The 20,290-nt window shown below is 64.5% G+C and carries 22 protein-coding genes; 2 read left to right on the top strand and 20 right to left on the bottom strand.

Going from position 1 to position 20,290, the window contains the following annotated elements:
• Positions 1-2 precede the first annotated feature (2 nt).
• The 5 genes from ccmE to ccmA are packed head-to-tail and all read right to left on the bottom strand — an operon-like array spanning position 3 to position 2,745.
• Positions 3-458 (bottom strand): cytochrome c maturation protein CcmE, encoded by a 456-nt coding sequence (gene ccmE / locus B4I46_RS11015; protein WP_058542048.1) that lies wholly within the window; start codon positions 456-458, stop codon positions 3-5.
• Positions 455-631 (bottom strand): heme exporter protein CcmD, encoded by a 177-nt coding sequence (ccmD, locus tag B4I46_RS11010; protein ID WP_043861840.1) that lies wholly within the window; start codon positions 629-631, stop codon positions 455-457. Before ccmD ends, ccmE begins: the two co-directional genes overlap by 4 nt.
• On the bottom strand, positions 628-1,404 hold the full coding sequence (locus B4I46_RS11005; RefSeq protein ID WP_286900158.1) for a heme ABC transporter permease: 777 nt from the start codon (positions 1,402-1,404) through the stop codon (positions 628-630). Before B4I46_RS11005 ends, ccmD begins: the two co-directional genes overlap by 4 nt.
• Before the next feature lie 43 nt (positions 1,405-1,447).
• Positions 1,448-2,116 carry a heme exporter protein CcmB gene (ccmB, locus tag B4I46_RS11000; RefSeq protein WP_043861838.1) on the bottom strand — a complete coding sequence of 223 codons (669 nt, stop codon included), beginning with the start codon at positions 2,114-2,116 and terminating at the stop codon, positions 1,448-1,450.
• The gene (ccmA, locus tag B4I46_RS10995) at positions 2,113-2,745 is read right to left on the bottom strand and encodes a cytochrome c biogenesis heme-transporting ATPase CcmA (protein ID WP_043861837.1); all 633 of its coding nucleotides are present in this window, start codon (positions 2,743-2,745) and stop codon (positions 2,113-2,115) included. Before ccmA ends, ccmB begins: the two co-directional genes overlap by 4 nt.
• 182 nt (positions 2,746-2,927) lie before the next feature.
• Between ccmA and B4I46_RS10990 the strand changes: the two genes are divergently transcribed.
• Both B4I46_RS10990 and B4I46_RS10985 read left to right on the top strand, forming a co-directional pair.
• Positions 2,928-4,499, top strand: coding sequence for a flagellar hook-length control protein FliK (locus tag B4I46_RS10990; protein WP_116053242.1), 1,572 nt, complete (start codon positions 2,928-2,930; stop codon positions 4,497-4,499).
• On the top strand, positions 4,496-4,831 hold the full coding sequence (locus B4I46_RS10985) for an EscU/YscU/HrcU family type III secretion system export apparatus switch protein (protein ID WP_043861835.1): 336 nt from the start codon (positions 4,496-4,498) through the stop codon (positions 4,829-4,831). Before B4I46_RS10990 ends, B4I46_RS10985 begins: the two co-directional genes overlap by 4 nt.
• Positions 4,832-4,856: 25 nt before the next feature.
• On the opposite strand, the gene B4I46_RS10980 is transcribed toward B4I46_RS10985, so the two are convergent.
• From B4I46_RS10980 to flhB, 15 genes are all read right to left on the bottom strand, one after another.
• Positions 4,857-5,249 carry a DUF2802 domain-containing protein gene (locus tag B4I46_RS10980; protein WP_043861834.1) on the bottom strand — a complete coding sequence of 131 codons (393 nt, stop codon included), beginning with the start codon at positions 5,247-5,249 and terminating at the stop codon, positions 4,857-4,859.
• A 1-nt stretch (position 5,250) separates the two neighbouring features.
• The gene (locus tag B4I46_RS10975; RefSeq protein ID WP_043861833.1) at positions 5,251-5,730 is read right to left on the bottom strand and encodes a chemotaxis protein CheW; all 480 of its coding nucleotides are present in this window, start codon (positions 5,728-5,730) and stop codon (positions 5,251-5,253) included.
• Positions 5,731-5,794: 64 nt separating this feature from the next.
• The gene (locus B4I46_RS10970) at positions 5,795-6,688 is read right to left on the bottom strand and encodes a CheW domain-containing protein (RefSeq protein WP_286900151.1); all 894 of its coding nucleotides are present in this window, start codon (positions 6,686-6,688) and stop codon (positions 5,795-5,797) included.
• Positions 6,688-7,476 (bottom strand): ParA family protein, encoded by a 789-nt coding sequence (locus tag B4I46_RS10965; protein WP_078480275.1) that lies wholly within the window; start codon positions 7,474-7,476, stop codon positions 6,688-6,690. The genes B4I46_RS10970 and B4I46_RS10965 overlap by 1 nt, the downstream gene beginning before the upstream one ends.
• Positions 7,477-7,519: 43 nt before the next feature.
• Positions 7,520-8,407 (bottom strand): flagellar motor protein MotD, encoded by an 888-nt coding sequence (gene motD / locus B4I46_RS10960; RefSeq protein ID WP_043861830.1) that lies wholly within the window; start codon positions 8,405-8,407, stop codon positions 7,520-7,522.
• Between the two features lie 3 nt (positions 8,408-8,410).
• A complete protein-coding gene (locus B4I46_RS10955; RefSeq protein WP_043861829.1) occupies positions 8,411-9,151 on the bottom strand; it encodes a flagellar motor protein in 741 nt (246 codons plus the stop codon).
• Complete coding sequence (locus B4I46_RS10950) at positions 9,151-10,272, bottom strand: protein-glutamate methylesterase/protein-glutamine glutaminase (protein ID WP_058542051.1); 1,122 nt, start codon at positions 10,270-10,272, stop codon at positions 9,151-9,153. Before B4I46_RS10950 ends, B4I46_RS10955 begins: the two co-directional genes overlap by 1 nt.
• Before the next feature lie 45 nt (positions 10,273-10,317).
• The gene (locus B4I46_RS10945; RefSeq protein ID WP_210014308.1) at positions 10,318-12,546 is read right to left on the bottom strand and encodes a chemotaxis protein CheA; all 2,229 of its coding nucleotides are present in this window, start codon (positions 12,544-12,546) and stop codon (positions 10,318-10,320) included.
• A 12-nt stretch (positions 12,547-12,558) separates the two neighbouring features.
• Positions 12,559-13,347 carry a protein phosphatase CheZ gene (locus tag B4I46_RS10940; protein WP_043861826.1) on the bottom strand — a complete coding sequence of 263 codons (789 nt, stop codon included), beginning with the start codon at positions 13,345-13,347 and terminating at the stop codon, positions 12,559-12,561.
• 20 nt (positions 13,348-13,367) lie between these two features.
• A complete protein-coding gene (locus B4I46_RS10935; protein ID WP_043861825.1) occupies positions 13,368-13,742 on the bottom strand; it encodes a chemotaxis response regulator CheY in 375 nt (124 codons plus the stop codon).
• Positions 13,743-13,846: 104 nt separating this feature from the next.
• On the bottom strand, positions 13,847-14,587 hold the full coding sequence (gene fliA / locus B4I46_RS10930; protein ID WP_043861824.1) for an RNA polymerase sigma factor FliA: 741 nt from the start codon (positions 14,585-14,587) through the stop codon (positions 13,847-13,849).
• Positions 14,584-15,417, bottom strand: coding sequence for a flagellar synthesis regulator FleN (gene fleN / locus B4I46_RS10925; RefSeq protein ID WP_054915624.1), 834 nt, complete (start codon positions 15,415-15,417; stop codon positions 14,584-14,586). Before fleN ends, fliA begins: the two co-directional genes overlap by 4 nt.
• A 119-nt stretch (positions 15,418-15,536) precedes the next feature.
• Positions 15,537-16,847 carry a flagellar biosynthesis protein FlhF gene (flhF, locus tag B4I46_RS10920; protein ID WP_043861822.1) on the bottom strand — a complete coding sequence of 437 codons (1,311 nt, stop codon included), beginning with the start codon at positions 16,845-16,847 and terminating at the stop codon, positions 15,537-15,539.
• An 11-nt stretch (positions 16,848-16,858) separates the two neighbouring features.
• Positions 16,859-18,988 (bottom strand): flagellar biosynthesis protein FlhA, encoded by a 2,130-nt coding sequence (gene flhA / locus B4I46_RS10915; RefSeq protein WP_043861821.1) that lies wholly within the window; start codon positions 18,986-18,988, stop codon positions 16,859-16,861.
• A 164-nt stretch (positions 18,989-19,152) separates the two neighbouring features.
• Positions 19,153-20,289, bottom strand: a complete 1,137-nt coding sequence (gene flhB / locus B4I46_RS10910; protein ID WP_054915626.1) for a flagellar biosynthesis protein FlhB — start codon at positions 20,287-20,289, stop codon at positions 19,153-19,155.
• Between the last annotated feature and the right edge of the window lies 1 nt (position 20,290).

The following is a 20,290-nucleotide window of genomic DNA, read 5'->3' as shown; positions in this document are numbered from 1 at the left end:
ATTCATGGCTTGGCTCCGCCGTCGGTGGACACCTGGCCGCTTTCCTTCAGGGCCTTGGTGACCTCGGGCGGCATGTATTTTTCGTCGTGCTTGGCCAGCACCTCGTCAGCCACCACCACGCCCTCGGCGTTGAGCTTGCCCAGGGCGACGATGCCCTGCCCTTCACGGAACAGGTCGGGCAGGATGCCGCGGTAGGTGATGGGCACCGACTTGTTGAAGTCGGTGACCACGAAACGCACGTCCAGCGAGTCGCCGGAGCGTTGCAGGGAACCGGCCTCGACCATGCCGCCGGCCCGGATGCGGGTATCGAGCGGGGCTTCGCCGTTGGCGATCTGGGTAGGGGTATAGAACAGGTTGATGTTCTGCTGCAGCGCGCTCAGGGCCAGGCCGACGGCGACGCCGACACCCACCAGCAGGCCGAGGATGATGAACAGACGCTTCTTGCGTTGCGGATTCACTTGGACTTCTCCCGGCGCAGGCGGCGCGCTTCTTCTTGCAGATACCGGCGCTTGCTCAGTACGGGCGCGGCAACATTGATGGCCAGCACCAGCAGGCAGATGCCATAGGCCGACCAGACATAGAGGCCGTGATGGCCCATGGCGAGGAAATCATTGAAGCTGGCAAAACTCATCGTGCGGTCTCCCGCCCCAGGTGGCCCAACACTTCATCCTTGACCCAACTGGCGCGTGCCTCGCGCCGCAGCACTTCAAGGCGCATGCGCAACAGCAGCACCGCGCCGAAGAAGCAATAGAACCCCAGCACGGTCAGCAGCAGCGGCAGCCACATCTCGGCAGGCATCGCCGGCTTTTCGGTGAGGGTGAAGGTGGCGCCCTGGTGCAGGGTGTTCCACCACTCCACCGAGTACTTGATGATCGGGATGTTGATCACGCCGACAATCGCCAGTACCGCGCAGGCCTTGGCCGCGCTCTCACGATTGCTGATCGCCTGGCCCAGGGCAATCAGACCGAAGTACAGAAACAGCAGGATCAGCATCGACGTTAGTCGTGCATCCCAAACCCACCAACTGCCCCAGGTCGGCTTGCCCCAGATGGCACCGGTGCTCAGGGCCACCACGGTCATCCAGGCGCCGATGGGCGCAGCGCATTGCAGTGCCACGTCGGCGATCTTCATCTTCCAGACCAGGCCGACCACGCCGGCCACCGCCAGCATCACGTAGCACGACTGCGCCAGCATGGCCGCCGGCACGTGGATGTAGATGATTCGGAAACTGTTGCCCTGCTGGTAGTCCTGCGGGGCGAAGGCCAGGCCCCAGATCACGCCTACGGCGATCAGCAGGATGGCGGCGATGCTCAGCCACGGCAGCATGCGGCCGCTGATGGCATAGAACCATTTGGGTGAACCCAGCTTGTGAAACCACGTCCAGCTTATTGCGCTGCTTTTCATCACGGTACATCCAGGGTCTTTGCTGGGCGGGGCCCAGACCTCATTATTCGCCGACGCTGATCTTCAGGCCAGCCGCTATTGCAAAGGGTGCCAGGGTTACTGCAAGGGCGGTCAGGCTGCCAAGCCAGAGCAGGTAACCGGTCGCCGGCATAGCTTGCAGTGCCGCCTGCAAGGCGCCACTGCCCAGGATCAACACCGGGATATATAACGGCAAAATAAGCAGTGCCAGCAGCAGGCCACCGCGCTTCAAACCCACGGTCAAGGCTGCGCCCACTGCACCCAGCAGGCTCAGTACCGGGGTACCGAGCAGCAGCGAGGCCAGCAGTACCGGCAGGCATTGCACCGGCAAACCGAGCATCAGGGCCAGCAGCGGCGACAACAATACCAGTGCCAGACCGGAAAAGGCCCAGTGTGCCAGCACCTTTGCCAATACCAGAAGCGCCAGGGGGTGCGGCGAAAGGACCCACTGCTCGAGGGATCCGTCCTCGAAATCACTGCGAAACAGCCCGTCCAGCGAGAGCAGAACGGATAAAAGGGCGGCCACCCAGACTAACCCAGGGGACAAGTTTTGCAACAATTGCGTCTCCGGCCCGACCGCCAACGGGAACAACGCGATCACGATCGCGAAGAACACCAATGGGTTGGCAAGCTCGGCCGGCCGGCGGCACAGCACCTGCGCTTCTCGGCGCAGCAAATGAACGAACACACTCATGCCGCGTACTGCCCCAGGTTCAGTTCTCGGTAGCCGGACGGCGTCTGCGCCAGCGTGTGGTGGGTGGTCAGCACGACCATGCCGCCGCGCTCGCAATGCGCCGCCAGGTGCGCTTCGAGCTGGGCCACGCCCTGCTTGTCGAGGGCGGTGAAGGGTTCGTCGAGAATCCACAGCGGCGGGCTGTCCAGGTACAGCCGCGCCAGCGCCACGCGGCGCTGCTGGCCGGCCGACAGGGTATGGCAGGCAACATCTTCGAAGCCGCGCAGGCCCACGGCCGCCAGTGCCTGCCAGATCGCCTCGCGGCTGGCAGGCTGATGCAGGGCGCACAGCCAGGCCAGGTTTTCCTCGGCGGTGAGCAGGTCCTTGATGCCGGCCGCATGACCGATCCACAGCAGCATCCTGGCCAGTTCGCTGCCCTGCTCGGCCAAGGGCTTGCCGTCCAGGCGGATTTCACCGCTGGTGGGCCGCATCAACCCGCTGAGCAGGCGCAGCAGGCTGGTCTTGCCGCTGCCATTGGGGCCGCTGATCTGCAGCATGTCACCGGCCGCCAGGTGCAGTTCGAGGTGTTCGAAAAGCATTCGCCAGTCGCGCTCGCAGGCCAGGCCCACAGCTTCGAGTCGAGGGGTCACAGGTTCGCCTTATGGTTCGGTCTCAAGTCGGTCCGGGCCTGGCCGTTATACTGAGCAACAGCTGTACGGCATGGCCGGTCGCATCGGGCACGCCACAGGACGTGCGCACCCGCCAGGAACGGGCGGCATTATACATGGCATGTCCTACTGCAAAGAGGGCTATTTCCACAGGTTGCAACGTGATGACAGGCGAAATCAACAGCCTTGGCCCGCAGGCCCTGGCCAACCCCCAGGCGCGCAGCGCGGCGATGACCGGCGAACTGCTCAAGCTGCTGCAACCCCAGCCTGCCCTGCTCGCCCCGGGCGAGACCGCGCAGGCGCAGGTACTGTCGTTGCGCCAGGTCGGTCAGGACTTCCAGCTGCTGCTGCAACTGACCCAGACCAACGGGCGCCAGACCACCGTGCAGACCAGCGCCAGCCAGCCCCTGCCCCAGGGCAGCGAGCTGACGGTCAGCCAGCCCAATGCCGGCAACCTGAGCATCACCGTGCAGCAGGCCATCGCGCGCAGCGTGGCCACCCTCACCCAGCTCGACACCCGCCAGTTGCCGCCGGGCACCCTGCTGCAGGGCAAGGTACTGACCACCCAGGCGCTGCCCCAGGCCGCCGGGCAGCCGGCCTTGTTCCGCTCGTTGGTGACCCTGCTCAACACCGCACAGGCCGGCGCCACCCTGAACATCGACAGCCCTCGGCCACTGGCGCTGGGCAGCCTGCTCAGCGCACGGGTACAGGGTGAACAGTCGATCAGCTTCGTGCCCCTGAGCGGGCGCCAGGAACAACTGGCGATCACCCAGCACCTGAGCGCGCAGCTGAGCCGCCAGGCCTCGCTGCCGGGCCTGCTCGCCAGCCTGCAACAGATGAGCGCCGAGCAGCGCCTGCCGGCCGATGTGCGGGCCAGCGTGAGCACCCTGCTGGCCAGCCTGCCGGACATGGAACAGCTCGGCACGGCCAAGGGCCTGGCCCAGGCCCTGAACAACAGCGGCGCGTTTCTGGAAGCCAAGCTGCTGGCTGGCGCCCCAGCCGCCCTCGCCCCCGACCTCAAGGCCCAGGTGATCCGGCTGGTGGCGCAGTTGCTGCCCGGCCTCCCCGGCAGCACCCAGTTCAACCCGGCCGTGGCCGCCAGCACCCTGGCCCAGGTGCTGCCGGGCATGGTGCGCAACGCCCTGGGCATGCTCGGCCAGGTAAGCCCGCGCCCGGCCCCGGGAAGCTTTCCGCTGCCCTCGCGGCTGCTGCAAAGTGGCGACGAGGAAGGCGACCTGGAACACCTGCTGCGCCTGGCAGCGGCAGCCATTTCACGCCTGCAGAGCCACCAGCTCGCTGGCCTGGAGCAAACCCGCACCACCGCCGACGGCAACCTGCAGACCACCTGGCAACTGGAGATACCGGTGCGCAACGGTCAGGAGTTCATGCCGCTGCAAGTGAAGCTGCAGCGCGAGGAAACCCCCGAGCAGCAGGCCGACCCGGAACGCGAACAGCGCGACCCGCTGGAGATGCTCTGGCGCGTGGAGCTGGCATTCGACCTCAGCCCGCTGGGGCCCTTGCAGGTGCAGGCGCAGATCAGCCAGGGCAACCTGTCCAGCCAGCTGTGGGCGGAGCTGCCGAGCACCGCGCAACTGATCGACAGCCAGCTCGGCAAGCTGCGCGCGCGGTTGGTGGAGCGCGGGCTCAACGTCGGTGAACTGCTGTGCCATCACGGTACGCCGCCACAGGGGCCGCGTACGCATCTGGAACAACGCTGGGTGGATGAAAACGCATGAGCCAGACCCCGCCACGTCAGGCCATTGCCCTGACCTACGACGGCCAGCAGGCCCCGACCTTGAGCGCCAAGGGCGACGACGAGCTGGCCGAGGCGATCCTGGCCATTGCCCGCGAACACGAAGTGCCGATCTACGAGAATGCCGAGCTGGTACGCCTGCTGGCGCGCATGGAGCTGGGCGATCAGATCCCGGAGGCGCTGTACCTGACCATCGCCGAGATCATCGCCTTCGCCTGGCAGCTCAAGGGCCAGGTGCCGGAGGGGTTCGTGGACAACGCCCCGCAGGAGCGCGACATTACCCCGAACCTGTACAGCCTGCCTGCGCCGGACTGACGCCGCGCAGGCCGGGTGCCTTGCATCAGCTGCGGTGCAGCTTGCTCATCAGCTCGGCTTCGGCCTGGGTCAGGCCGCAGGACTGGGTCAGCTCGTCGACGCTGGCGCCCATGCCCACCAGCCGCGCCGCCTGGGCGAACGACAGGCTGTTGGGGTCGCGCTGCTCCAGTTGCATCAGCTTGTCCGGCAACGGCGCCACCACGGCGCGCAGCTCGTGCAACGCGTCGCCCATGCGCACCGTACCGTTCTGGTAATCGTCCACACGCTTGGCCAGGTCCTTGATGCGCTGGTCACGCAGCGCATCGCCCTGAGCCTGCTGCGAGGCCAGCTCGCGCTGGCGCTTGCTGTAGCCGTAGAACAGCCACAGGCTGAGGATCCAGACCAGCGCCAGAAATATGACAGCACCCTCGAGAATCAACTCAGATATTCTCCAGCTCGGACCACTCTTCCTCGGTCATCATCTTGTCCAGCTCGACCAGGATCAGCAGTTCGTTGTTCTTGTTGCACACGCCCTGGATGAACTTGGCCGATTCCTCGTTGCCGACATTCGGCGCGGTCTCGATCTCCGACTGACGCAGGTACACGACCTCGGCCACGCTATCGACCAGGATGCCGACCACCTGCTTGTCCGCCTCGATGATCACGATACGGCTGTTGTCGGAGATTTCGGCAGACATCAGGCCGAAGCGCTGGCGCGTGTCGATCACGGTCACCACATTGCCGCGCAGGTTGATGATGCCCAGCACATAGCTCGGCGCGCCCGGCACCGGAGCGATTTCGGTGTAGCGCAGCACTTCCTGGACCTGCATCACGTTGATGCCGTAGGACTCGTTGTCCAGCTTGAACGTTACCCACTGCAGAATCGGATCGTCGGAACCCTGCGCAGTCATGTTTTTCATTCCCCTAACCCTCAAAAGCCGTTCTCGGCGGTGTACTCAGTGCGGTCGCGGCAGTTGCGACCGATTATTTATGCGTACCGTGCATCTGCTTGACGGCGCCGCTGGCGATCAGCTCGGCCAGCTCGGCGACATCCAGCAGCGCGCACATGTGTTCGATGACCGTACCGGCAAGCCACGGGCGCTGCCCACGCTGGCTACGCCACTTGATCTCGCTCGGGTCCAGGCGCAGCGAGCGGCTGACCTGATGCACCGCCAGCCCCCACTCGTAGCCCTGTACCGAAATAACGTATTGCAGCCCCTGGCGGAAGTCGTCGCGGTAGCGGTCGGGCATGACCCAGCGCGCCGTGTCGAGCACCTTCAGGTTGCCCGCCTGGCTCGGCAGGATGCCCAGGAACCACTCGGGCTGGCCGAACAGCGGCGTGAGCTCCTGGCCGGCCAGCGAGTAGATCGAGCCCAGGCACACCAGCGGCACCGCCAGGGTCAGCCCGGCCACGTCGAACAGCAGGCATTCGAACGGCTCGGCGGCCCAGGCCGGGCGACCGTCGCCCGTCAACGGCGGCACCGGCTGGTCCGGTGCTGCGGGCAGGTGCACCTGCACCAGCGGCTCGACCGGGGTTGGCACGTCGGCGATGACCGGGGCGACCACCGGGGCCGCCTCCACCACCTTGGCCACCACCGGTGGCGCCATCACCGGCATGACCAGCCGCGTCGGCTCGGCGAATGCCGGCGCTGCGATCTTGAGTTGGGCGTCACGGGCTTGTTCTTCGAGCACTGCGGCCTGGAACTCGTCGATCGCTTCAGGCGCCGTGACGACCACCGGGGCCGGGGCCACTGCGACGCGTTCGGCCACCGCCAGGGGCAATGGCTGCAGCTCTTCGGTGGCCTCCTGCAACAGGCCGTCCAGGTACGACTGCAAGGCCAGTTGAGGCTTTATGGTGACCTGCTGCGGGCTGTTCATCAGGCCACCTGCGCAACGGCATTCTGCGCCAGCAGATGCTTGAGCAATGCCCGGTAGGCAATCACGCCACGGCTCCTGCCATCGAACTGCGACGGCGTGAGCCCGGCACGGCTGGCGTCGCGCAGGCGCGTATCGACCGGAATGTAGCCCTGCCAGATGGTGTCGGGATAAGCGTCGCGCAGCACCCGCAGGGTGCCCATCGAGGCCTGGGTGCGGCGGTCGAACAGGGTCGGCACGATGTGGTACGGCAAGGCCTGCTTGCGCGAGCGATTGACCATGCTCAGCGTGCTGACCATGCGCTCGAGGCCTTTCACCGCCAGGTATTCGGTCTGCACCGGGATCACCAGTTGCTGGCTGGCTGCCAGCGCATTGACCATCAGAACGCCCAGCAACGGCGGGCTGTCGATGATCGCGTAGTCGAAATCCTGCCACAGCTGCGCCAGACTCTTGGCGATCACCAGGCCCAGGCCACTCTGGCCCGGGGACTGACGCTCGAGCACCGCCAGGGCGGTGCTCGAAGGCAGCAGCGAGATGCGCTCGTCGCTGGTGGGCAGCAACAGCTGGCCCGGCAGCCCTTCGGGCACCGTGCCCTTGTGCAGGAACAGGTCGTAGCTGCTGTGCTCGAGGGTGTCCGGGTTGTGACCGAAGTAGCTGGTCATGGACCCGTGCGGGTCGAGGTCGACCACGACCACGCGCTTGCCCGCCTCGGCCAGCAGGCCGGCCAGGGCGATGGATGTGGTGGTCTTGCCGACACCACCTTTTTGATTGGCTACTGCCCAGACTCTCATTGCGCTGCTTCCTCCCGGTCGGGTCGGACCCTGCCGGGATCGATTAAAGGGTCGACGACGGGGAATTGACGGGATTGCGCCCGGCCGTCGGTGCTACGGCTGGCGGTGCAGTTTGTGTGCCAGCACGCTTGAGCGCCGCATCGGGTGTGGCATTGGCGCTGCCGGTACCGGTCAGGCTGCGGCGCACCTCCAGATTGCGCGAGATCACCAACACCACCCTGCGGTTCTGCGCGCGCCCTTCAGGGCTGGCATTGCTGGCGATGGGCTGGAACTCGCCGTAGCCCACAGAAGCCATGCGTGCCGGGTTGACCCCTTCCATCGCCAGCAGGCGCACGATGCTCGCCGCCCGTGCCGACGACAACTCCCAGTTGGTCGGGTACTGCGCCGTGCGGATCGGCTGGTCATCGGTGAAACCTTCGACGTGCACCGGGTTGGCGAACGGCTTGATGATGTGCGCCACCTTGTCGATGATGTCGAACGCCTTGTCGCTGGGCATGGCATCGCCACTGCCGAACAACAGGGAGGAATTGAGCTCGATCTCGATCCACAGTTCGTTGCCGCGCACGGTCATCTGGTCGGACTTGATCAGATCGCCAAAGGCATCGCGCACATCGTCGGCGATGGTCTGCAGCGGGTCGCTGGAACTTTGCCCCAGGCCCGCATCGACCTGCTCGCTGTCCTTGATCAGCGGTTCGGCCGGCTTGACGCTGAGGGGGCGCTCGTCGCCTATCGGAATCGGCTTCATGCTGCGCTCGGGGTCGTTGAACACGCCGATCAGCGCCTGCGAGATGACCTTGTACTTGCCCTCGTTGATCGAGGAAATCGAATACATGACCACGAAGAAGGCGAACAGCAAGGTGATGAAGTCGGCATACGACACCAGCCAGCGTTCGTGGTTTTCATGTTCCTCGGGTTGACGACGACGGGCCATGGCTTACTCCATGAAGCCCTGAAGCTTCAGTTCGATTGAACGTGGGTTCTCGCCTTCGGCAATCGACAGCAAGCCTTCCAGGAGCATTTCGCGATAGCGCGACTGGCGCATGGCCAGGGCCTTGAGCTTGTTGGCGATCGGCAACAGGATCAGGTTGGCACTGGCCACGCCGTAGATGGTGGCCACGAACGCCACGGCGATACCGCTGCCCAGCTGGGTCGGGTCGGCCAGGTTGCCCATCACGTGGATCAGGCCCATCACCGCGCCGATGATGCCGATGGTCGGCGCATAGCCGCCCATGCTCTCGAACACCTTGGCGGCCTGGATGTCACGGCTTTCCTGGGTGTAGAAATCCACCTCGAGAATGCTGCGGATGGCTTCGGGCTCGGCGCCGTCGACCAGCAGCTGCAGGCCCTTGCGGGCATATGGGTCGGGCTCGGCATCGGCCACGCCCTCAAGGCCCAGCAGGCCTTCCTTGCGTGCGGTGAGGCTCCAGTTGACCACCCGGTCGATACCGCCGGCCAGGTCGACCCGCGGCGGGAAGAGGATCCAGCGCACGATCTGCAGGGCGCGCTTGAACGCGCTCATGGGGGCCTGCAGCAGCGAGGCCGCCAGCGTCCCGCCGATCACGATCAGCGCCGCCGGGCCGTTGATCAGCGCCGACAGATGGCCGCCTTCGAGGTAGTTGCCGCCAACGATGGCGACGAACGCCAGGATGATCCCGATAAGGCTCAACACGTCCATCAGATGCACGCCTCTACCAGGTGCCGGCCGATCTCGTCCAGGCCGTACACCGCATCGGCCAGGTTGGCCTTGGCAATGGCCATGGGCATGCCATAGATCACGCAGCTGGCTTCGTCCTGGGCCCACACCTGGCTGCCGCCCTGCTTGAGCAGGCGCGCGCCTTCGCGGCCATCGGCGCCCATGCCGGTCAGCACCACGGCCAGCACCTTGTCGCCATACGACTTGGCCGCCGAACCGAAGGTGATGTCCACGCAGGGCTTGTAGTTGAGGCGTTCGTCACCCGGCAGGATCTTCACCGTGCCGCGCCCGTCGACCATCATCTGCTTGCCGCCCGGTGCCAGCAGGGCCAGGCCGGGGCGCAGCACGTCGCCGTCCTCGGCTTCCTTGACGCTGATGCGGCACAGCTTGTCCAGGCGCTCGGCGAAGGCCTTGGTGAAGGCCGCCGGCATGTGCTGGATCAGCACGATCGGCGCCGGGAAGTTGGCGGGCAGCTGGGTCAGCACGCGCTGCAGCGCCACCGGGCCACCGGTGGAGGTACCGATGGCCAGCAGCTTGTAGGCCTTGCGCTTGGGCGCTGGCGAGCTGGGTGCAGCGGCCCGCGCAGGGGCTTGCGGGGCAACCGGGGCGGCGCGCATGGACGCTGCCGGGGCGCTGCTGCCGGCGCTGTGCGACGGTGCAGGCGCTGCGGCCGGTGCCGGGCTGGCATAGCTGCTGAAACGACGGTTGCTGCGCGAAATGGTATGCACCTTTTCGCACAGCATCTGCTTGACCTTCTCGGGGTTGCGCGAGATGTCCTCGAAGTTCTTCGGCAGGTAGTCCACCGCACCGGCGTCCAGTGCATCGAGGGTGACGCGGGCGCCTTCGTGGGTGAGCGAGGAGAACATCAGTACAGGCGTGGGGCAGCGCTGCATGATATGACGCACGGCGGTGATGCCATCCATCATGGGCATTTCATAGTCCATGGTGATGACGTCGGGCTTGAGCGACAGCGCCTGATCGATCGCTTCCTTGCCGTTGGTCGCGGTACCGACCACCTGGATAGTCGGGTCCGCTGAAAGAATTTCCGAGACACGGCGGCGGAAAAAACCGGAATCATCCACCACCAGGACCTTGACTACCATAAACACTCCATTACGGGGCGCGGCCACCTGGCCACGCCACCGGGATCAGATACGCCGAGCGGCGTAACGCTTGAGCATGCTCGGCACGTCGAGGATCAGCGCAATGCGCCCGTCACCGGTAATGGTGGCGCCCGACATGCCCGGGGTGCCCTGCAGCATCTTGCCCAACGGCTTGATGACCACCTCTTCCTGGCCCACCAGCTGGTCGACCACGAAGCCGATGCGCTGGGTACCCACCGACAGGATCACCACGTGGCCTTCACGCTGCTCCTCGTGGGCTGCCGAGCTGACCAGCCAGCGCTTGAGGTAGAACAGCGGCAAGGCCTTGTCACGCACGATCACCACTTCCTGGCCGTCGACCACGTTGGTGCGCGACAGGTCCAGGTGGAAAATCTCGTTGACGTTCACCAGCGGGAAGGCGAAGGCCTGGTTGCCGAGCATCACCATCAGGGTCGGCATGATCGCCAGGGTCAGCGGCACCTTGATGACGATCTTCGAGCCCTGGCCCTTGGTCGAGTAGATGTTGATCGAGCCGTTGAGCTGGGAAATCTTGGTCTTGACCACGTCCATGCCCACGCCGCGACCGGACACGTCGGAGATCTCGGTCTTGGTCGAGAAGCCCGGGGCGAAGATCAGGTTGTAGCAGTCGCTTTCGCTGAGGCGATCGGCGGCGTCCTTGTCCATCACCCCGCGCTTGACCGCAATGGCGCGCAGGACATTGGCATCCATGCCCTTGCCGTCATCGGAGATCGACAGCAGGATGTGGTCGCCTTCCTGTTCGGCAGCGAGGATCACCTTGCCATTGCGCGACTTGCCGGCGGCTTCGCGCTCTTCCGGGGTTTCCACGCCATGGTCGACGGCGTTGCGCACCAAGTGCACCAGCGGGTCGGCCAGGGCCTCGACGAGGTTCTTGTCCAGGTCGGTCTCTTCGCCGACCAGCTCCAGGTTGATCTCTTTCTTGAGCTGGCGGGCCAGGTCGCGAACCAGACGCGGGAAGCGCCCGAAGACCTTCTTGATCGGCTGCATGCGGGTCTTCATCACCGCGGTCTGCAGGTCGGCGGTCACCACGTCCAGGTTCGAAACGGCCTTGGACATGGCTTCATCGCCGCTGTTCAGGCCCAGGCGCACCAGGCGGTTACGCACCAGCACCAGTTCGCCGACCATGTTCATGATCTCGTCCAGGCGCGCGGTGTCGACCCGCACGGTGGTCTCGGCCTCGCTGGCCGGATGCTTGTCGGCAGCGGGAGCCGCTTGACGGGCTGGCGCGGGGGCGGGTGCCTTGGCCGGTGCCGGTGCCGGTGCCGCTGCGGGCTTGGCCGCCGGCTTGGCCGCAACCGTCGCCGCAGCAGCAGGCGCGTTGGCAGCGCCAGCGCCGCTGACGGCGTCGGGCGCGAACTTGCCCTTGCCGTGCAACTCGTCGAGCAGGGCCTCGAATTCGTGTTCGGAAATATGGTCACCCGCCGCTGCGGGTGCGGCAGCGGCCGGTGCGGCGGCCGCTACAGCGCCGGGCAGTGCATCGGCGGCAAAGGTGCCCTTGCCGTGCAACTGGTCCAGCAGTGCTTCGAATTCATCGTCGGTAATATCACCGCTGGGCGCCGCGTCCGCGCCAGGTGCAGCAGCAGATGCCGCCGCCACGCTGTCGGGGGCGAACTGGCCCTTGCCATGCAACTGGTCCAGCAACGACTCGAACTCGGCGTCGGTGATTTCATCGCTGGCAGCGTCCACGGCTACCGGCTCGGGCGCCTCGGCCTGGGCCTTGGCGGCATTGAGCGAGTCGAGCAACTGCTCGAACTCGCTGTCGGTGATATCACCCCCGCTCGCCTCGGCCTCAGGCTCCGGCTCGGCAACCGCCGCCACCGGCGCAGGCGCCGCCGCTTCGGCACTGGCAGGTTCGGCCAGGCGCGCCAGGGCGGCCAGCAGTTCCGGAGTGGCTGCGGTGATGTCGGTGCGCTCGCGCACCTGGCCGAACATGCTGTTGACGGTGTCCAGGGCTTCCAGGACCACGTCCATCAGTTCGGCGTCCACACGTCGTTCACCCTTGCGCAGGATGTCGAAGACGTTTTCGGCGATGTGGCAGCACTCCACCAGCTCATTGAGCTGGAGGAAGCCGGCGCCCCCTTTTACAGTGTGAAAACCGCGAAAAATTGCATTGAGCAGGTCGGCATCATCCGGGCGGCTTTCCAGCTCGACCAGTTGCTCGGACAGTTGCTCAAGAATTTCGCCGGCTTCTACCAGAAAATCCTGGAGGATTTCTTCATCGGCGCCGAAGCTCATTAAACGTGCTCCCTAAAAACCCAGGCTGGACAGCAGATCGTCGACATCGTCCTGACCGGACACAACGTCTTCACGTTTATCGGCATGAATCTGTGGTCCTTCACCCCGAGTCGGATGTTTTTCTTGATCTTTTTCGGCACGCAGCTGGTCGTGGTCATGCTCGATGCCGGCGAACCGGTCGACCTGACTCGCCATCAACACGAGCTTCAGAAGATTGCTTTCTACTTCGGTGACCAGTGCCGTGACGCGCTTGATCACCTGGCCGGTCAGGTCTTGGTAGTCCTGAGCCAGAAGAATGTCGTTGAGATGGCCGGCGACCTTGCGGTTGCCCTCGGCGCTGTGCGTCAGGAAACTGTCGACGCGCTTGACCAGCTCGCGAAACTCCGGAGCCTCGACTTCGCGGCGCATGAAGCGCTGCCAGTCGCCACTCAGGCTGGCCGCCTCGGCACTGAGGTCATTGAGTACCGGCGTGCTTGCCTCCACCAGGTCCATGGTGCGGTTGGCAGCGCCCTCGGTCAGCTTGACCACATACGACAGGCGTTCGGTGGCGTCGGTAATCTGCGAGACTTCCTCGGCCTGCGGCATGTGCGGATCGATCTGGAAACTGACGATCGCACTGTGCAGCTCGCGGGTAAGCTTGCCGACTTCCTGGTACAGGCCAAGGTCACGGGTCTGGTTCAGCTGATGGATCAGTTGCACCGCGTCGCCGAACCTGCCTTTTTCAAGGCTGCTGACCAGCTCCTGGGCATGTTTCTTCAGAGTCGACTCGAAGTCGTCCAAAGATGATCTTTTTTGCTCCATAAGCGCCCCCGTGGCGTACCTCAGCTATTGACGCGCTCGAAGATCTTTTCGATCTTTTCTTTCAGCACCTGGGCGGTGAACGGTTTGACCACATAGCCGTTGACGCCCGCCTGGGCGGCTTCGATGATCTGTTCGCGTTTGGCTTCGGCCGTCACCATCAGCACCGGCAGGTGCTTGAGGCGTTCATCCAGACGTACCTTGCGCAGCAGGTCGATACCGGACATGCCGGGCATGTTCCAGTCGGTCACCAGGAAATCGAAGTGACCGCTTTCGAGCATCGGCAACGCGGTGTTGCCGTCGTCGGCTTCCTGGGTATTGGTGAAGCCCAGGTCACGCAACAGGTTCTTGATGATCCGCCGCATCGTCGAAAAATCGTCGACGATGAGGATTTTCATGTCTTTGTTCAATTAGACCTCCAAGCAGTCTTTAACGCGCTCAGCGCTGAACGCGCATTCAATCAATTCGGGCACTACATTTCACGACTGTATGGAACGGCTGCTCAACGCGCCCGCCATTCCCCCAGGCGACCGCGCAAGCGTGCGGCGCACTGGCTGTGCAACTGGCTGACACGCGACTCGCTGACTCCCAGCACCTCGCCGATTTCCTTGAGGTTCAGCTCTTCGTCGTAGTACAGCGCCAGCACCAGGCGCTCGCGCTCGGGCAGGTTGGCGATTGCATCCGCCAGGGCTGCCTGAAAGCGCTCGTCTTCCAGATCGCGCGATGGCTCGAGCTGGGCACTGGCGCCGTCCTCGTGCAGGCCTTCATGTTCGCCGTCCTGCAACAGGTCGTCGAAACTGAACAGGCGACTGCCCAAGGTATCGTTCAAAATCCCGTAATAATCATCGAGACTCAATTGAAGTTCGGCAGCAACCTCGTGATCTTTAGCATCACGACCGGTTTTTGCTTCAATTGCACGAATCGCGTCACTCACCATGCGGGTATTGCGGTGTACCGAACGCGGCGCCCAATCCCCCTTGCGCACCTCGTCGAGCATGGCCCCACGGATGCGGATACCGGCATAGGTCTCGAAACTGGCACCCTTGCTGGAGTCGTACTTGTTGGAGACCTCGAGCAGGCCGATCATGCCGGCCTGGATCAGGTCTTCCACCTGCACACTGGCTGGCAGACGCGCCAGCAGGTGATAGGCAATGCGCTTGACCAAGGGTGCGTACCGCTCGATCAGCTCGTACTGGGCATCACGCGAAGCCTTGCTGTACATCCGATAGCCGCTTGCACTCATAGCACTGGTCCCGCACTGGTCGGTTGCACCAGCCGTTCGACGAAGAACTCCAGATGACCACGCGGGTTGGCAGGCAACGGCCAGCTATCGACCTTCTGAGCAATGGCCTTGAAGGCCAGCGCGCACTTGGAACGCGGAAAGGCTTCGTAGACTGCTCGCTGCTTCTGCACTGCCTTGCGGACACATTCGTCGTAGGGCACAGCACCGACGTATTGTAAGGCGACATCCAGGAAGCGATCCGTGACCTTGGTCAATTTGGCGAACAGATTGCGACCTTCCTGAGGGCTTTGTGCCATGTTGGCCAGCACCCGGAAACGGTTCATGCCGTAATCGCGGTTCAGCAGCTTGATCAGGGCATAGGCGTCAGTGATGGACGTGGGCTCGTCGCACACCACCAGCAGCACTTCCTGGGCCGCGCGCACGAAGCTGACGACCGAATCGCCGATGCCGGCCGCGGTGTCGATGACCAGCACGTCGAGGTTGTCGCCGATCTCGCTGAACGCCTGGATCAGCCCGGCATGCTGGGCCGGCGCCAGGTGCACCATGCTCTGGGTGCCGGAGGCCGCAGGCACGATGCGTACCCCGCCAGGCCCCGGCAGCAGCACGTCGCGCAGCTCGCAGCGGCCCTCGATGACATCGGCCAGTGTGCGTTTGGGGGTCAGGCCGAGCAAGACGTCGACGTTGGCCAGGCCCAGGTCGGCGTCCAGCAGCATGACCCGACGGCCAAGCTCAGCCAGCGCCAATGACAAGTTCACTGACACGTTGGTCTTGCCGACGCCACCTTTGCCGCCTGTCACGGCGATCACCTGTACGGGATGCATGCTGCCCATGTTTGTTCTTTACCTTGTCTTACTTAGACCGAGGCCACATGACTGGCTGCGCTTTCAACACCTGAAAAATGCCTGGCAGACCATTGATGTAGGTACTTTGCAACGTATACACATTTACCTCAGCCGACACGCTTGCCGTCGCTGTGGTACAGATCGGCGAACATGTCGGCCATGGCCTCTTCGCTGGGATCGTCCTGCATTTGTACACTGACCGCGCGACTGACCAGATGGTGCCGGCGCGGCAAGTGCAGATCGTCCGGAATGCGCGGCCCATCGGTCAGATAGGCCACCGGCAACTCATGCGTGATGGCCAGGCTCAGCACCTCGCCCAGGCACGCCGTTTCGTCGAGCTTGGTCAGGATGCAACCGGCCAGCCCGCAGCGCTTGTAGCTGTGGTAGGCAGCGGTCAGCACCTGCTTCTGGCTGGTGGTGGCCAGCACCAGGTAATTCTTGGCCTGGATGCCGCGCCCGGCCAGGGTTTCGAGCTGCATGCGCAGTGCCGGGTCGCTGGCCTGCAGGCCGGCGGTATCGATCAGCACCACGCGCTTGCGCAGCAGAGGGTCCAGGGCCTGGGCCAGCGACTGGCCGGGGTCGACGTGGGTCACCGACACATTCAGGATGCGCCCCAGGGTCTTGAGTTGTTCCTGGGCGCCGATGCGAAAGCTGTCCATGCTCACCAGCGCGATGTTCTGCGCGCCGTACTTGAGCACATAGCGCGCCGCCAGCTTGGCCAGGGTGGTGGTCTTGCCCATGCCGGCCGGGCCGACCATGGCGATCACGCCGCCCTCTTCGATCGGCTCGATTTCCGGCACCTGGATCATGCGGGCCAGGTGCGCCAGCAGCATGCGCCAGGCCTGGCGGGGCTCTTCGATGTCGGCAGTGATGTCCAGCACCTCGCGGGCCAGCGGCCCGGCGATGCCGATGCGCTGCAGGCGGCGCCAGAGGTTGGCCTGGTGCGGCTTGCTGCCCTGCAGCTGGGTCCAGGCCAGCGAGCCGAGCTGCACTTCGAGCAGCTCGCGTAGGCCCGAGAGTTCCGAACGCATGGAATCGAACAGGCGCTGATCGACCGGCGCCGGGGCTGCTGCCTGAGGCCGCACGGGGGCCTCGACCTGCGGCTCTACCAGCGGCTCGGAGGCGGTCAGCGGCAGGCCGGCGAACAACTGGCGGTTGCCCTCCTCGCCTTCGACCCGGCTGCTGAGCTCGGCCTGCGCGGTGACGATGCGCGACTGGGTCTTGCGCAGTTCGTCCTCGAGCTCGACGTTCGGCACCCGCGGCGCAAGCGCGGACAGCTTGTAGTCCAGCGCCGCCGTCAGCTCGACACCGCCAGCAATCCGTCGGTTGCCGATGATGGCGGCCTCTGCCCCCAGCTCATCACGAACCAGCTTCATGGCCTGACGCATATCAGCGGCGAAAAAACGCTTAACTTGCATATCCCACTACCTCAGCCGTTGGGGCCTACTGTGGCAACGATGGTAACTTGCTTGTTGTCAGGTATTTCCTGATACGCCAAAACATGCAAATTCGGTACAGCCAGGCGGCCAAAACGCGACAGCATCTGTCGAACGGGTCCTGCGACCAGCAGGATTGCAGGTTGCCCTTGCATCTCCTGACGCTGGGCGGCCTCGATCAACGAACGCTGAAGCTTTTCGGCCATGCTCGGCTCAAGAAGAACACCATCTTCCTGACCCTGCCCGGCCCTTTGCAAACTATTGAGCAAAATCTGTTCCAACCTTGGCTCAAGCGTGATCACAGGCAGCTCGGACTCAGTTCCTACAATGCTTTGCACGATTGCGCGGCTCAATCCTACGCGCACCGAAGCCACCAGCGCGGCGGTATCTTGACTCTTGGCGGCATTGTTGGCGATGGCTTCGGCAATGGTGCGGATGTCGCGCACCGGCACCTGCTCGGCCAGCAACGCCTGCAGCACCTTGAGCAGACCGGACAGCGGCAGCACCCCCGGCACCAGTTCCTCGGCCAGCTTGGGCGAGCCCTTGGCCAGGACCTGCAGCAGTTGCTGTACCTCTTCGTGACCGATCAGCTCGTGGCAATGCTTGTAGAGGATCTGGTTGAGGTGGGTGGCGACCACGGTGCTCGCGTCCACCACGGTGTAGCCCAGCGATTGCGCCTGGCTGCGCTGGGCCACATCGATCCACACTGCCTCCAGGCCGAAGGCCGGGTCCCTGGCGGCGATGCCATTGAGGTTGCCGAACACCTGCCCCGGGTTGATCGCCAGTTCGCGGTCGGGGTAGATCTCGGCCTCGGCCAGGATCACCCCCATCAGCGTCAGGCGGTAGGCGCTGGGGGCCAGGTCGAGGTTGTCGCGGATGTGCACGGTGGGCATCAGGAAGCCCAGGTCCTGGGACAGCTTCTTGCGCACCCCCTTGATCCGCGCCAGCAACTGCCCACCCTGGTTGCGGTCCACCAGCGGGATCAGCCGGTAGCCGACTTCCAGGCCGATCATGTCGATCGGGGTAACGTCGTCCCAGCCCAGCTCCTTGGTTTCCTGAGCACGCTGCGGCGACGGCAGCAGGTCCTGCTGGCGCTGCACTTCCTGCTGTGCCTTGACCTTGGCCTGGTTCTGCTTGCGCCACACCAGGTAGGCGCCGCCCGCGGCCATCAGGCCGAGGCTGAGGAATGCCACGTGCGGCATGCCCGGCACCAGCCCCATGACGATCATCAGGCCGCCGGACACGGCCAGCGCCTTGGGCGAATCGAACATCTGCCGGTTGATCTGCTTGCCCATTTCCTCGGAGCCCGAGGCACGGGTAACCATGATCGCGGCGGCGGTGGACAGCAGCAGCGAAGGCAGCTGCGCCACCAAACCGTCACCGATGGTGAGCAGCGCATACACGCGACCGGCGTCGCCGAAGGTCATGCCGTGCTGGAAGATACCCACGGCCATGCCGCCGATCAGGTTGATGAACAGGATCAGCAGGCCGGCGATGGCGTCACCGCGCACGAACTTGCTGGCACCGTCCATCGAACCGTAGAACTCGGCCTCCTGGGCCACTTCGGTACGCCGTGCCTTGGCCTGGGCCTGGTCGATCAGGCCGGCGTTGAGGTCGGCGTCGATGGCCATCTGCTTGCCGGGCATGGCGTCGAGGGTGAAGCGCGCGCTCACCTCGGAAATGCGCCCCGCACCCTTGGTCACCACCACGAAGTTGATGATCATGAGGATCGCGAACACCACGATACCGACCACGTAGTTGCCGCCGATCACCACCTCGCCGAAGGCCTGGATCACCTTGCCCGCGGCTTCGTGGCCGTCGTGGCCGTGGAGCATCACCACCCGCGTGGACGCCACGTTCAGCGCCAGGCGCAGCAGCGTGGCCACCAGCAGGATGGTCGGAAACACGGCGAAATCCAGCGGGCGCAAGGCGTACACGCACACCAGCAGCACGACGATGGACAGGGCGATGTTGAAGGTGAAGAACACGTCGAGCAGGAACGGCGGGATCGGCAACATCATCATTGCCAACATCACCAGCAGCAACAGCGGCACCCCCAGGTTGCCCCGGCCGAGCCCGGACAGGTTGCTACGGGCGCTGTTGATTAACTGAGAGCGATCCACCGATATTCCTCTTCAAGCAAACTTTTGACGCCATGCGGGCGCTTGGCGCTGCTATTGCAAGAAGCTTTCCAACTTTGGATCAGTGACGCGACCTTCGCCGACACTGCCGGCTCCTGCAGCGAAGGGGCCGACACCTCGGCGCCGACGGGAAGAGCTCAAACGGTTCAGGAATCGCGGCGCAGGTCCGGCGGAATCGGCAGATCCTTGAGCGGCTCCGGCGCCTTGCCCTTGCCCGCCCGGTGCTGGCGAATCTGATACACGTAGGCCAGCACCTGGGCCACGGCCAGGTAGAGGCCGGCCGGGATCTCTTCCTCGAGCTCGGTGGAGTAGAAGATCGAACGCGCCAGCTCAGGCGATTCCAGCACCTGGATGTTGTGGGCATTGGCGATTTCGCGAATCTTCAGCGCCAGGAAATCGGTGCCCTTGGCCAGCAGCGTCGGCGCATTGCCCTTCTCGGGGTCGTACTTGAGCGCCACCGCATAGTGGGTCGGGTTGGTGATGATCACGTCGGCATCGGGGATCGCCGCCATCATGCGCCGCTGCGACATCTCGCGCTGCAACTGGCGAATACGCTGCTTGACCTCCGGCTTGCCCTCGCTGTTCTTGTACTCGTCGCGCACCTCCTGCTTGGTCATCAGCAGCTTCTTGTGCGACTGGTACAGCTGCAACGGCACGTCCACCAGGGCAATCAGCAACAGGCCGGCGGCCATCCACAGGGCACTCCAGCCCACCACCTGCACGCTGTGGATGATCGCCTGCTCCAGCGGCTCGTTGGCAATGGCCAGCAGGTCGTCACGGTCCGACGACAACACCACCAGCGCCACGATCAGGATCACGAAGAACTTCGCCAGGGCCTTGAGCAGCTCGGTCAGTGCGTTCAGGGAAAACATGCGCTTGATCCCCGACAGCGGGTTCATGCGGCTGAACTTGGGCGCCAGGGTGCCGCCGGCAAACAGCCAGCCACCCAGCGAGATCGGCCCGATGAAGGCCACGATCAGCGCCACCAGCAATACCGGCTGCAGCGCCATCAGGGCCATCTTGCCCGAGGCCAGCAAGAAGGTGCCCATCGAGCGCTCGTCGATCAGCGTGTCGCGCGACAGGGTGAAGTTGATGCGCATGATGTCCATCAGCACTTCGGCCAGGCCACCACCGAACACCAGCAGGCCACCGGCCCCGGCCAGGGTCACCACCACCGTGTTGAGCTCCTTGGAACGGGCGATCTCGCCCTTCTCGCGGGCGTCCTTCTTCTTTTTCTCCGTGGGGTCTTCTGTCTTGTCCTGACCGCTTTCGCTCTCTGCCATG

Source organism: Pseudomonas sp. UBA7500 (genome assembly GCF_002478435.1).
In the GTDB taxonomy this organism is placed as follows: Bacteria; Pseudomonadota; Gammaproteobacteria; order Pseudomonadales; family Pseudomonadaceae; genus Aquipseudomonas; species Aquipseudomonas palmensis.
This window is presented reverse-complemented; position numbering and strand designations above follow the sequence as displayed.